Source organism: Pseudomonas sp. Marseille-Q1929 (assembly GCF_017316265.1).
Taxonomy (GTDB): Bacteria; Pseudomonadota; Gammaproteobacteria; order Pseudomonadales; family Pseudomonadaceae; genus Aquipseudomonas.
Window position 1 is genome coordinate 153,135 of the sequence record NZ_JAFLWU010000007.1, and the last position, 12,345, is coordinate 165,479.

General features: G+C 61.6%; 12 protein-coding genes. 2 read left to right on the plus strand and 10 right to left on the minus strand.

All coding sequences use genetic code 11. The features are described from left to right. Nucleotides 1-288: 288 nt before the first annotated feature. From J1G37_RS11325 to ccoN, 6 genes are all read right to left on the minus strand, one after another. Complete coding sequence (locus tag J1G37_RS11325) at nt 289-699, minus strand: type II toxin-antitoxin system VapC family toxin (RefSeq protein ID WP_124526608.1); 411 nt, start codon at nt 697-699, stop codon at nt 289-291. Continuing rightward, a complete protein-coding gene (locus J1G37_RS11330; RefSeq protein WP_207041755.1) occupies nt 699-953 on the minus strand; it encodes a type II toxin-antitoxin system Phd/YefM family antitoxin in 255 nt (84 codons plus the stop codon). Before J1G37_RS11330 ends, J1G37_RS11325 begins: the two co-directional genes overlap by 1 nt. A gap of 130 nt (nt 954-1,083) precedes the next feature. Then, nucleotides 1,084-2,016, minus strand: a complete 933-nt coding sequence (gene ccoP, locus J1G37_RS11335) for a cytochrome-c oxidase, cbb3-type subunit III (RefSeq protein WP_207041756.1) — start codon at nt 2,014-2,016, stop codon at nt 1,084-1,086. Further along, the gene (locus J1G37_RS11340; RefSeq protein ID WP_010208563.1) at nt 2,013-2,213 is read right to left on the minus strand and encodes a cbb3-type cytochrome c oxidase subunit 3; all 201 of its coding nucleotides are present in this window, start codon (nt 2,211-2,213) and stop codon (nt 2,013-2,015) included. Before J1G37_RS11340 ends, ccoP begins: the two co-directional genes overlap by 4 nt. A 3-nt stretch (nt 2,214-2,216) precedes the next feature. Next, nucleotides 2,217-2,825, minus strand: a complete 609-nt coding sequence (ccoO, locus tag J1G37_RS11345) for a cytochrome-c oxidase, cbb3-type subunit II (protein WP_017735321.1) — start codon at nt 2,823-2,825, stop codon at nt 2,217-2,219. 10 nt (nt 2,826-2,835) lie between these two features. After that, entirely contained in the window at nt 2,836-4,260 is a 1,425-nt protein-coding gene (gene ccoN, locus J1G37_RS11350; RefSeq protein ID WP_017735320.1) for a cytochrome-c oxidase, cbb3-type subunit I, read from the minus strand. A gap of 79 nt (nt 4,261-4,339) precedes the next feature. Here ccoN and J1G37_RS11355 point away from each other — a divergent pair, with 79 nt between their 5' ends. Beyond that, a complete protein-coding gene (locus tag J1G37_RS11355) occupies nt 4,340-5,032 on the plus strand; it encodes an alpha/beta family hydrolase (RefSeq protein ID WP_207041758.1) in 693 nt (230 codons plus the stop codon). Nucleotides 5,033-5,134: 102 nt separating this feature from the next. Here the strand turns inward: J1G37_RS11355 and J1G37_RS11360 are convergent, their stop codons facing one another. From J1G37_RS11360 to J1G37_RS11375, 4 genes are all read right to left on the minus strand, one after another. Beyond that, nucleotides 5,135-6,700, minus strand: a complete 1,566-nt coding sequence (locus J1G37_RS11360) for a PAS domain-containing methyl-accepting chemotaxis protein (protein ID WP_124526603.1) — start codon at nt 6,698-6,700, stop codon at nt 5,135-5,137. A 73-nt stretch (nt 6,701-6,773) separates the two neighbouring features. After that, a complete protein-coding gene (locus J1G37_RS11365; RefSeq protein ID WP_207041759.1) occupies nt 6,774-7,565 on the minus strand; it encodes a CPBP family intramembrane glutamic endopeptidase in 792 nt (263 codons plus the stop codon). Between the two features lie 77 nt (nt 7,566-7,642). Then, on the minus strand, nt 7,643-8,539 hold the full coding sequence (locus J1G37_RS11370; RefSeq protein ID WP_207041761.1) for a DMT family transporter: 897 nt from the start codon (nt 8,537-8,539) through the stop codon (nt 7,643-7,645). A gap of 52 nt (nt 8,540-8,591) precedes the next feature. Continuing rightward, entirely contained in the window at nt 8,592-10,217 is a 1,626-nt protein-coding gene (locus J1G37_RS11375) for a methyl-accepting chemotaxis protein (RefSeq protein WP_207041763.1), read from the minus strand. Nucleotides 10,218-10,607: 390 nt separating this feature from the next. On the opposite strand from J1G37_RS11375, the gene aceK reads away from it, so the two are divergent. Beyond that, nucleotides 10,608-12,323 (plus strand): bifunctional isocitrate dehydrogenase kinase/phosphatase, encoded by a 1,716-nt coding sequence (gene aceK, locus J1G37_RS11380; protein WP_207041765.1) that lies wholly within the window; start codon nt 10,608-10,610, stop codon nt 12,321-12,323. Nucleotides 12,324-12,345 lie beyond the last annotated feature (22 nt).

Below are 12,345 nucleotides of genomic sequence, written 5' to 3' on the forward strand. Positions count from 1 at the left end.
GGCCGCAAGTATGTAGAAAGCGAGAGGCCAATGCAACGCAACGCTGACCTGTGTCAAGGCGTTCCACGCCAGATTCTGCGCCCTTTCCCTGTTTTACGTAAGGATAAAGTCGGAGTTCGAAAGCTGATCAAGTGGACAGGAATTTTTTCGGCTCGCAACGGCAGTCGTCGCGTACACCAGAACCAGCCCGCTGTGGGGGAAGCGTAGACCCGAATGGCGGGAGGGGAAAGTTGTGCTTTGGAGGGGGTGTGACAAAAGGTCGCGAAGTCTCGGCGGGTGAAAGCCCGGTTATTCGTCCCAGGGATTGATCACCGTCACGCCACTGGATTTGAAGTCACTGACATTGCGTGTGACAACGGTGAGTCCGTGCACCAGCGCAGTCGCAGCGATCAGGGCGTCGCTCTCGTTCGCCTGGTCGGGAACATGTAAGTGGGCGCAACGCAGGGCGACGGCGGCATCTACCGGCAGGATTCGGGCATCGAACGCCGGCATCACATGGCGCTTGAGCCAGGTGCGCAGGACCTTGCCTTGGGCCGGGTCGCGCCGCTCCATACGCAGTACCCCGGTTTCCAACTCCTTCAGCGTAATCACTGAGATGAACATGCGCGGTGCGATGACGCTTTTGGCCCAGGCGACGACGTTCGCGTCTGCCTGGGGTTTACGTAGTTCGGAAATAACGTTGGTGTCGAGTAGATACATCAAGAAAGGTCCACAGGGCGATGAGTGATCACGGCGCGCTCGGTCTGGAAGTCGGTATCGGCAGCGTCCGGCATGACCAGCAGGTCAACGATGTCGGCGTTCAGGCCGGTCAACTTCTGGTAGTCCTCAATGCTTAGCAGCACATGGGCGGGTTTGCCGCGGTCGGTGATGAAAACCGGGCCTTGGCGCGTGGCTTTTTTGGCACCGCTTGTGTCTTGATTGAATTCGCGGCTGGAAATAGTGGTGATAGTCATGGGATAGCTCCCCGGGCCAGGGTGAATGTAGGCACGTTACTACTTTGGTGGCGCGAGTTGCAATATTGTCCCCACAAAAAAAGCCCCGCCAGTTTGCACTGAGCGGGGCTCGCGGGTTTACAAGGACTGACTATTGCTCAGTCTTCTGCTCCCCATGGGACAAGCTGTAAACATACGCCGCCAACAAGTGCACCTTGTCATTCCCTTGCAGCACATCCTGCGCCGGCATCTGGCCTTGGCGGCCGTGACGGATCGTCTGCTGCAACTGCGCCAGGCTGGTGCCGTAGATGTAGCCAGCCGGTTTGGTCAGGTCGGGTGCACCCATGGCTTCCATGCCAGTGCCTTGCGGGCCGTGGCAGGCGACGCAAGTGGTGTTGAACGCGGCTTGGCCGGCGGCCAGGTCGGCGCTGTTGTCTGCCGGCAATGGCAGCTTGGCCAGGTCGTGACGCACGTAGGCGGCAACGTTTTTCACGCCGTCTTCACCGAGGATTTCACCCCAGGCTGGCATCGCCGCGTGGCGACCGTTGAGGATGGTGGTCTTGATCGCCTCGGCCGAACCGCCCCAGCGCCAGATGTTGTCCGCCAGGTTCGGGAAGCCGTATGCGCCCTTGGCGTCCGAGCCGTGGCACACCGCGCAGTTGGAGGCAAACAGGCGACCGCCCATTTTCAACGCTTGCGGGTCTTTGGCCACTTCTTCCACGGGCATGGCCGCGAATTTGGCGAAGATCGGCCCGAACTTGGCGTCGGCCTTGGCCATTTCCTTGTCCCACTCCTTGTTCTGCGTCCAGCCGTCCTCGTAGCCTGGCAGCACACCTTTCCAGTTGCCCAGGCCCGGGTAGAGGATCAGGTAGCCGACCGCAAACACCAGGGTGCCGGCGAACAGCATGAACCACCACTGGGGCAGGGGGTTGTCGTACTCCTCGATCCCGTCGAAGGCGTGGCCCATGGTCTGGTCCACACTGCCCTTGGTCTCGCCCTTGCGGGTGCCGATCAACAGCCAGGTCAGGCCGATCAGGCTGCCCAGGGTCAGTACGCAGATCCATGTACTCCAAAATAGGGTCATGGCCGAGTGCTCCTTATTGCAGGCTCTTCTTGAGCGTCGGATGGAGAGGGTTCATCGGCGAACGGCAGCAGGCGCGCCTGCTCGAATTCCGCATTGCGGCGGTTGTTGAACACCCACAGCGACAGGCCGATAAAGGCGATGGCGACGACCAGCGTGCCAAGGCCGCGGATGGTGCCCGCATCGAATTCAAATCCCATGGCTCACCTCTTGCTCTTGATGGCAGTGCCGAGCACTTGCAGGTACGACACCAGCGCGTCCATCTCGGTCTTGCCCTTGAGGCTGGCCACGGCGCCACTGATGTCGTCGTCGGTGTACGGCACGCCGAGGGTGCGCATCACTTTCAACTTGGTCTCGGTGTGGCTGCTGTCGACCGCGGCGGTGACCAGCCATGGGTAGGCTGGCATTTTCGACTCGGGCACGACGTTGCGCGGGTTGTACAAGTGCGCGCGGTGCCAGTCGTCCGAGTAGCGTGCGCCGACGCGCGCCAGGTCCGGCCCGGTGCGCTTGGAGCCCCACAGGAACGGGTGATCCCAGACGCTTTCGCCCGCTACCGAGTAGTGGCCGTAGCGTTCGGTCTCGGCGCGGAACGGGCGGATCATCTGCGAGTGGCACTGCACACAGCCTTCGCGGATGTAGATGTCACGGCCTTCCAGTTGCAGCGCGGTGTAGGGCTTCATGCCTTCCACCGGCTTGTTGGTGACGTCCTGGAAGAACAGCGGGACGATCTGGGTCAGGCCGCCGATACTCACGGCCAGCACCATCAGCAGCATCAGCAGGCCGACGTTCTTTTCAATCGTTTCGTGTTTCATCACTGACTCCTCAGGCCATCTGCGTGGCGGTGGCGGCTTCGACAGGTTGTGCCGAGCGCACGGTGCGCCAAGTGTTGTAAGCCATCAGGAACATGCCGCTGAGGAACACTGCACCGCCCACCAACCGCACGATGAAGCCAGGGTGGCTGGCCACCAGGGTTTCGACGAAGGAGTAAGTCAAGGTGCCGTCTTCGTTGACCGCACGCCACATCAGGCCCTGGGCGATGCCGTTGACCCACATCGAGGCGATGTAGAGCACGGTGCCGATGGTGGCCAGCCAGAAATGCGCGTTGATCAGGCCGAGGCTGTACATCTGCTCGCGACCGAAGATTTTCGGGATCATGTGGTACAGCGCGCCGATGGAGATCATCGCTACCCAGCCGAGGGCGCCGGCGTGTACGTGGCCGATGGTCCAGTCGGTGTAGTGGGAAAGGGCGTTGACGGTCTTGATCGCCATCATCGGGCCTTCGAACGTCGACATGCCGTAGAACGCCAGGGAGACCACGAGGAAGCGCAAGATCGGGTCGCTGCGCAACTTATGCCAGGCGCCCGACAGGGTCATCATGCCGTTGATCATCCCGCCCCAGCTTGGCGCGAGCAGTACCAGCGACATCACCATGCCCAGGGACTGTGCCCAGTCCGGCAGCGCGGTGTAGTGCAAGTGGTGCGGACCGGCCCAGATGTACAGGGTGATCAGTGCCCAGAAGTGCACGATGGACAAGCGATAGGAATACACCGGACGCTCGGCCTGTTTCGGCACGAAGTAGTACATCATCCCGAGGAAGCCGGCGGTGAGGAAAAAGCCTACCGCGTTATGCCCATACCACCACTGCACCATGGCATCCGTCGCACCCCCGTAGAGGGAGTAGGACTTGGTCAGGCTGACCGGGATTTCCAGGTTGTTGACGATATGCAAAATGGCCACGGTGATGATGAACGCACCGAAAAACCAGTTACCGACGTAGATGTGCTTGGTATTGCGCTTCATCACCGTGCCGAAGAACACGATGGCGTAGGCCACCCAGACAATGGTGATGAGGATGTCGATCGGCCATTCCAGCTCGGCGTATTCCTTGGAGCTGGTGTAGCCCAGCGGCAAGGTGATCGCGGCCAACAGGATGACCAACTGCCAGCCCCAGAAGCAGAATGCGGCGATTTTCGGCGCAAACAGCTGGGTTTGGCAGGTGCGTTGCACCGAGTAGAAGGAGCTGGCGAACAGCGCGCAGCCACCGAACGCGAAGATCACCGCGTTGGTGTGCAACGGGCGCAGGCGGCCGAAGCTGGTCCAGGGTAAATCGAAATTCAGAGCAGGCCAGACCAATTGGGCGGCGAGAAAAACCCCGAGCCCCATGCCGACGATGCCCCACACCACCGTCATAATGGCGAATTGGCGGACCACCTTGTAGTTATAGGCGGTACTTAAAGTAGTGTTCATGGTTCCCCATCCACGGTTCAACCCAAGCAAATGCGGCACTTGGGCTGGAGTTATAGGCAGACTAAATAGCGAGGCAAGCATGGGCAAAGAGCACAAGGCCAGTATTGACGGGGATCAATGGGCGCAGTGTGTGCAGGAACACGGCTGGTTGTGGGATGTCGCGGCGAACGTTGCAGGGCGTGAACCTGTGACGCTGATCCTGGCCCACGGCGCCGGCGCGCCGATGGACTCAGCCTTCATGAACGACATGGCTGCACGCCTTGCCGCGCACGGCGTCAACGTGTTGCGCTTCGAGTTTCCCTACATGGCCCAACGCCGTGTGGACGGCGGCAAACGCCCACCCAACCCGGCGCCGAAACTGCTGGAAGCCTGGCGTGAGGTGTATGCGCAAGTGCGACGTCATGTCGCTGGGAAACTGGCGGTGGGCGGCAAGTCCATGGGCGGGCGCATGGCCAGTCTGTTGGCCGACGAGTTAGACGCTGATGGGCTGGTGTGCCTGGGTTATCCGTTCTATGCGGTGGGCAAGCCGGAAAAACCACGGGTGGAGCATCTGGCAGGGCTGAAGACGCGGACCTTGATCGTGCAAGGCGAGCGCGATGCCTTGGGCAATCGGGCGGCGGTGGAGGGGTATGTGTTAGCGCCGAGCATCGAGGTGATGTGGCTGGTGGCGGGGGATCATGATTTGAAACCGTTGAAGGTTTCGGGGTTTAGTCATGAGCAGCATTTGGCGGCTGCGGCGGTGAAAGTGGCTGGGTTTCTCGGCGGCTGCTAGGACCTCATCGCAGGCAAGCCAGCTCCCACATTGGACGGTGTTCACAGATTTCCATGTGTGAATACATTCAACTGTGGGAGCTGGCTTGCCTGCGATAGCGGTCTATCGGTTGAAGCGCTCCACCAGCGAATACTGGGTATTGGCGGTATGAGTGAGCTCTTCACTCAACTGCGCCGAGTTCAACGCCTGCTCCGACGTCTGGTCCGCCAACAGCGCAATCGTGCTGATATTGCGGCTGATCTCTTCGGCCACCGAGCTTTGCTCTTCGGTCGCCGCTGCGATCTGCGTGGTCATGTCGGTGATATGCGCCACCGCTTCACTGATCCCCACCAACGCCTGATCCGCCTCCATCACCCGTGCCACCCCTTCTTCGGCCTGGCGATGCCCGGCGTCCATTGTTTGCACGGCGGCAGCAGCGGTCTGTTGCAGCTTGGCGATCAGGGCGTGGATCTGCCCGGTGGACTCAGCAGTCCGCTGGGCCAGTTGGCGCACTTCATCGGCCACCACGGCAAAACCACGGCCCATCTCACCGGCCCGCGCCGCTTCGATGGCGGCGTTGAGTGCCAGCAGGTTGGTCTGGTCGGCGATGCCTTTGATCACATCGACCACGCCGCCGATTTCATCGCTGTCCTTGGCCAATTGGGTGACGGTCACGCCCGTCTCGCCCACGGCCACCGACAGGCGCTGAATCGCCTCGCGGGTTTCCCCGGCGATATCGCGGCCGCGACCGGTCAGGCGATTGGCCTCCTGGGTTGCATCGGCCGTGCGCTGGACATGGCTGGCGACCTCCTGGGTCGTCGCGGCCATCTGGTTGACGGCGGTGGCCACTTGTTCGGTTTCCACGCGCTGGCGTTCCAGGCCGCTGGAGCTGTTGTGCGCCAGGGTGTTGGACTGCGCCGCTTGGTCGTTGAGGTGTTCGGCCGTGTCCTGCAAGCGCGTCAGGCACGTCTTCAGACGGGCTTCCTGGCTGAGGATCGACATTTCCAGGCGCGCCTGGGCGCCACGGCTGTCGGTGTACATCTGCGCGATCAACGGGTCAGAGGTGGTCTGCTCGGCCAAGCGCAGCAAGCGCTTGAGGCCGCGCTGTTGCCAGCTCAGGCCCAGCAGGCCCAAGGGCACCGACAGCCCCGCCGCCAGGGCAAAGCCCCAGTGGGAGTTGAGCGACGCGCCGATCATGAAGCTCAACTGGCTCACCAGGATAAACGGCAGCCAGTCTTGCAACACCGGCAGCCACTTGTCTTTCTGGGGGATCGCCGACTTGCCCTGATTGATGCGTTGATAGAGCGCTTCGGCGCGGCGGATCTGCTCGGCGGTGGGCTTGATGCGCACCGATTCGTAGCCGACCACCTGGTTGCCTTCGAAAACCGGCGTCACATAGGCGTTAACCCAGTAGTGGTCACCGGTCTTGCAGCGATTCTTGACAATGCCCATCCATGGCAAGCCTTGTTTGAGCGTGGTCCACATATGCGCAAACACCGCGCCCGGAACATCCGGGTGACGCACCAGGTTATGGGGTGCGCGCAGCAGTTCTTCGCGGGTGAACCCACTGATCTCGACAAACGCGTCGTTACAGTAGGTGATCACACCCTTGGCATCTGTGGTGGAGATCAACCGTTGCTGAGCGGGGAAGGTACGTTCGCGCTGGGTAACGGGTTGGTTATTACGCATGATTGTTCAATCCGCAAGGCTTTCAGGGGTTATCGGCACGGGCAGGGGTTTATTTAACTTATTTTTGCAACAATCAACCGGCCAGCATCGGGTACGTAAACAAGCCGAAGTGAAGCAGATTCAGGCCAAAGTGCGTGGCAACCGCCGCGCCCAGGCCGCCAAAGCGATACGCCAGGCCATACCCGACTCCAGCGATGCTCGCCAGCAGCACCCACTGCCAACCCGCGCCCAGGTGCACCAGGCCGAAGAGCAGCGAGGCCAGCAACAGCGCGAGATTGTCACCGTAGGGCAGCTGTTTGAAACGCTGGCTCAGCCCACCCTGGACGTAGCCACGGAACAGCGCTTCTTCCACCAGGGTGACCAGCAGCAGATTGTTCAACACCCACAGCCATGCTTGCTCCGGCCATTTCGGCGCCCAACTGATCATGCCCAGCAACGCGGCGCCGCCCAGCGCGGCAACGGCCGTCAAGGTCAACGCCAGCGCGGTGACGCAGATCGACAGGCGCAACGAACGGCGCGCCACGATCCACGGGCAGGCCAGCAGCAGCCAGAAGCCGATCAGCGGCTTGTCCTGGTTGAGGTACATCGAGAAGGGCACGGCGTCGGCGGTAAAGCGCTGCGGGGCAATGCCGCGCCCATTGTAGAAGCCCGGCAGCCAGTGCATCGCCAGGCCCAGGGCCAGCGCGATAAACAAGCCGTGGCCGAGGTAGCGCGCCCAAGGGGTGCGCTGCTGGCGTACGGCATACCCGGCCAGCAGTAACAAAGCTACCGAGATGCCGGCCAGTACGCCCAATTGCCCATAGATCAGGGCGAGTACGTAGCCAATGGAAAGAAGCGCCAGGTACAGCCAGGGCAGTGCGAGCATGGGAAATCCTTGGAAAAATCTGGGCGGCATTATAGCGGCCGTCCTACAGGCGACACATGAAAACTCCGGTAATCGTCCTACAAGGTTTTAGCCAGCCGTCCTGGCCGCAACACCATCCACAACGCGCCGGCAATCAATAACCCGCCGTACACGTGCGCCATCGATAAAGGCTCGCCCAGCAACAGCGCACCCCACAGCACGCCAAACGGTGGGATCAAGAACGTGGTGGTCATCGACCGCACCGGCCCGATGGCAGTGAGCAAACGGAAATACAACACGTAGGCCAGCGCCGTACACACCAGGCCCAACCCGAGCAACGAACCCCACACCGGCCAGCCGCCCCAACTCGCGGGTGGATGGCGGATGGCGCTGTAGGCAAACAGCGGCAACAGAAACAGTGTGGCGCCGAGCATGCTGCCCAAGGCCGACAGACGACTGTCCAAGCCACCGCGCTGATCCAGCCAGCGCCGCGCCAGGAACCCGGCAAAGCCATAACAGGTAGTGGCGACCAGGCAGGCCAGCGCGCCCATCAACAGCTCCAGGTCAAACGCCACCGGCCCCGCACGGGTCAACACGCCGACGCCAAGCAGGCCCAGGCTGACCCCGGCGAGTTTCGACGGGGTCAGGCGCTCACTGAAAAACAGCCCGCCAATCAACACGCCCATCAACGGTGTGGTGGCATTGAAGATCGCCGAATAGCCCGCCGGCAGCACCTGGGCGGCCACCGAGTACATCGTCGCCGGAATGCCCGAGTTGATGACCCCCAGCAGCAGGACGGTCTTGAACTTGCCCTGGAAATCCCACTTCACCCGCATCACCGCGAGGATCACCAGCAAGCCGGCAGCGGCAATCGACACACGGAAAAACGCGGTCGGCACCGCCCCCAGCTCCGGCGCGATAATGCGCATGAACAGAAAGCTGGCGCCCCAAATGGCGGCGAGCCCCAGCAGGTACAGGGTGTCGACAGGTCTCACGGAGTTCTCCTACATCAATCAGGCGGCGAGTGTTGCACGCCACCTCGACTGATTACAGGACAAACCGCGTCACCAGCCCATTGAGGTCCACCGCCAGGCGCGACAGTTCCTGGCTGGCGGCCGAGGTCTGGGTGGCACCGGCGGCGGTCTGGGTGGACAGGTCGCGAATGTTCACCAGGCTGCGGTCTACCTCGCGCGCCACCAGCGCCTGTTGCTCGGCAGCGCTGGCGATCACCAGGTTGCGTTGGCTGATCTGCGAGATGGCCGCAGTGATTTTCTCCAGGGCGCTGCCGGCGCTGTTGGCCCGCTGCAAGGTTTGCCCGGCATGTTCGGCGCTGCTGTTCAGCGCGCCGACCGTGTCCTGGGTGCCTTGTTGGATACCGGTGATCATCTGCTCGATTTCTTCGGTGGAGTTCTGGGTGCGTTGGGCCAGCGAGCGCACCTCGTCGGCGACCACTGCGAAACCACGGCCGGCCTCGCCCGCGCGGGCGGCTTCGATGGCCGCGTTCAGCGCCAGCAGGTTGGTTTGCCCGGCAATGCCGCGGATCACTTCCAGCACCTTGCTGATGTCTTGCGCCTGCACCGCCAGGCCTTCGGCTTTATTGGAGGCGCCGAGCACTTCGTCCACGAGGTTCTGGATCGAACTGATGGTTTCGCTGATCTGGTAGTGGCCGTGCTTGCTGTCTTCGTCGGAGGCCTTGGACGCCTCGGCGCTGGACACCGCATTGCCCGCCACCTCGTCCACCGCCGCGCTCATCTGCGTCACGGCGGTCGCGGCCTGTTCGATTTCATCGTTCTGCGCTTGCAGGCCACGGGTGCTCTGTTCCATCACCGAGCTCATTTCTTCGGCGGCCGAGGCCAACTGTTGTGCCGATTCACTGATGCCGCGAATGGTGGTTTGCAACTGCGCCTGCATGGTGGCCAGGGCCGTCAACAAGTGCGCCGGCTCATCCTTGCCGCGCACCACGATGGGTTGGCTCAAGTCGCCGGCGGCGATGGTGCGCGCCACGCTCAGCGCCTGGCCGAGAGGGGCGGTGATGCTGCGGGTCAGCAACCACGCCAGGACCAGGGTGGCCAGCAGCGCGAACACGATGATCAGGCCGACCACCCATTGTGCGTTCGTATACATCTGCGCCGCCGACGCCACTGCCGCTTCGACGCCGTCCTGGTTGAACACGATCAGCTCTTCCAGGCTTTTGCTGAGGATCACGCCCTGGGGCGCCAGGCGCGTGTTGAGCAGGTCGATGGCGTCTTGTTGCTGATCCTTGTCCACCAGCGCCACGATCTGCCCGACCAGGCTGAGATAGGCGTCGACGTTGACCTTGAGTTGCTTGAGTTTCTCGCCTTCTTCGGCGTCGCTGAGCAGGCTTTCGTGATGCTGCAGCAGGGTTTGCAGTTCGCTGCGATGGCGGCCGAGCAGGCTTTTGCTGGTGTCACGAATCCGCGATTCATCGGTGGTGGCCAGGCGCAAAGCCTCTAGGCGGATGCTGGCCACGTAGGCAGCGCTGTCGTGGATGTTCTCGATGCTCGGCATCCACGATTGCTCGATGACCAGCGCACTTTCGCGCAGCTTGGCCATCTGGCCCAGGCCAAACAGACCAACAATCACCAGCAAGCTGGCCAAAACCCCAAAACTCAGACCAGCACGCAAGCCGATCCTCATATTCCTCAATGACATCTCAATGCTCCTTGGGCGATTAGAACCTGTTCCCGGGCCGGCCTTTTAGCCTTGTTAGGAGGGGAAAGGGCGCGCTGTATAGCAAAGTGCCACTAATGAGGTAATCAGGGTTTCCCTTACGGTGTATCAAGACGGTTACATAGCCGTGTCGGCCATTGCGCTGCCGGGTTTTTCGCCCGCACAGCGCCAGACAGCGCCGTTGCAGGCGTGTGCAGAAAACACCCTGCGACTTTTTGGTGCGTTTATTGACCGATTGGTCGAATTAAAAAAATTGAAAATAAATGTACGAGGTGAACGAAGTTGTACAACGTGGCAGGAAAAATCGTCCTTCTCCTGCCTTCCTACACTGGCTAAGCTCAGTGCTTCCAGATACCCGCAGAGGTTTCCCGCATGTCGCCATCCACGCCCGCCCTCGCCATCGCCCGGATGATCCTTGATGGCTTCGATGATTACCGCGAGCACTTCCGCCAGATCACCGATGGCGCTCGCGAGCGCTTCGAAAAGGCCCAGTGGCAGCAGGGCCAGGCGGCGTCGGCGGCGCGGATCAACCTGTATGAAGAGAAGGTCGGCGAAGTGACCACGCGCCTGCACGCGAGCTTTGCCGAAGACCAATTGCTGGACATCGACCTGTGGCCCCTGGTGAAAAGCGCCTACATCGGCCTGATCGACCTGCGCTTTGACGATGAACTGTCCGAGACCTGGTACAACTCGATCTTCTGCGGCCTGTTCAGCCATGACCTGATCAGCGACGGCTGCATGTTCATCCACACCACCCGGCCCAGCCTGCGCCGGGCGCGCGCGGCGCAAACGCGCACTTACGCGCCCGCGGGCAATATCGCCGCGATGCTGGCGCAGATCTTCGCCGACTATCGCTTCAGCGAGCCTTACGCCGACTTGCCCGCCGACCTGCGCCGCCTTGAAGCACAGTTGCGCGAGAACCTGCCGGACTGGGTGTGCAAAGACCCGGACCTCAAGGTCGAGCTGTTTTCCTCGGTGCTCTACCGCAATAAAGGCGCCTACCTCGTAGGACGCATCTACACCCGCGACGAACAATGGCCCCTGGTGATCCCGCTGCTGCACCGCGAAGGGCAGGGCATCCAGATCGACGCGCTGATTACCGACGAAGCCGATGTGTCGATCATCTTTTCGTTTACCCGTTCCTACTTCATGGTCGATGTGCCGGTGCCGGCGGAGTTCATCGGCTTTCTGCGGCGCATCCTGCCGGGCAAGCACATTGCCGAGTTGTACACCTCCATCGGCTTTTACAAACACGGCAAGTCGGAGTTCTACCGCGCGCTGATCAACCACCTGGCGACCACCGACGACCAGTTCATCATGGCTCCCGGCGTGCGCGGCATGGTCATGAGCGTGTTCACGCTGCCGGGTTTCAATACCGTGTTCAAGATCATCAAGGACCGTTTTTCACCGTCGAAAAACGTCAACCGCGCCACGGTGATCGAGAAATATCGCCTGGTCAAAAGCGTCGACCGCGTAGGACGCATGGCCGACACCCAGGAGTTTGCCGACTTCCGTTTCCCCCTCGGCAAATTCGAACCCGAGTGCCTGGCCGAACTGCTGGAAGTCGCCGCTGGCACCGTCGAAGTCGAAGGCGACACGGTGCTCATCCGCCACTGCTGGACGGAGCGGCGCATGACCCCCCTCAACCTCTACCTGGAAAACGCCAACCCCGCCCAGGTGCGCGAAGCCCTCGAAGACTACGGCCTGGCCATCAAGCAACTGGCGGCGGCGAATATCTTCCCCGGCGACATGCTGCTGAAAAACTTCGGCGTCACCCGCCACGGCCGCGTGGTGTTCTACGACTACGATGAAATCTGCTTTCTCACCGAAGCCAACTTCCGCCACATCCCCGCACCGCGCACCCCGGAGGACGAAATGGCCTCCGAGCCCTGGTACTCCATCGGCCCGCTGGATGTGTTCCCCGAAGAATTCCCGCCGTTCCTGTTCGCCGATGCCGGCCAGCGCAAGTTGTTCGATCAACTCCACGGCGAGTTGTACAACGCCGACTACTGGAAAGGCCTGCAGGATGCGATTCGTGCGGGCAAGGTGATTGATGTGTTTCCGTATAAGAGGAAAGAGCAGCCATAAGCTCCAAGCGGCAAGTAAAAGC

What these genes read in the sequence shown, in the direction of transcription:
- ccoP (WP_207041756.1), bottom strand. Translation starts at nt 2,016, where the DNA reads ATGACCCTATTTTGGAGTACATGGATCTGCGTACTGACCCTGGGCAGC.
- J1G37_RS11325 (WP_124526608.1), bottom strand. Translation starts at nt 699, where the DNA reads ATGTATCTACTCGACACCAACGTTATTTCCGAACTACGTAAACCCCAG.
- J1G37_RS11375 (WP_207041763.1), bottom strand. Translation starts at nt 10,217, where the DNA reads ATGTCATTGAGGAATATGAGGATCGGCTTGCGTGCTGGTCTGAGTTTT.
- J1G37_RS11355 (WP_207041758.1), top strand. Translation starts at nt 4,340, where the DNA reads ATGGGCAAAGAGCACAAGGCCAGTATTGACGGGGATCAATGGGCGCAG.
- J1G37_RS11330 (WP_207041755.1), bottom strand. Translation starts at nt 953, where the DNA reads ATGACTATCACCACTATTTCCAGCCGCGAATTCAATCAAGACACAAGC.
- J1G37_RS11360 (WP_124526603.1), bottom strand. Translation starts at nt 6,700, where the DNA reads ATGCGTAATAACCAACCCGTTACCCAGCGCGAACGTACCTTCCCCGCT.
- J1G37_RS11365 (WP_207041759.1), bottom strand. Translation starts at nt 7,565, where the DNA reads ATGCTCGCACTGCCCTGGCTGTACCTGGCGCTTCTTTCCATTGGCTAC.
- ccoN (WP_017735320.1), bottom strand. Translation starts at nt 4,260, where the DNA reads ATGAACACTACTTTAAGTACCGCCTATAACTACAAGGTGGTCCGCCAA.
- ccoO (WP_017735321.1), bottom strand. Translation starts at nt 2,825, where the DNA reads ATGAAACACGAAACGATTGAAAAGAACGTCGGCCTGCTGATGCTGCTG.
- aceK (WP_207041765.1), top strand. Translation starts at nt 10,608, where the DNA reads ATGTCGCCATCCACGCCCGCCCTCGCCATCGCCCGGATGATCCTTGAT.
- J1G37_RS11340 (WP_010208563.1), bottom strand. Translation starts at nt 2,213, where the DNA reads ATGGGATTTGAATTCGATGCGGGCACCATCCGCGGCCTTGGCACGCTG.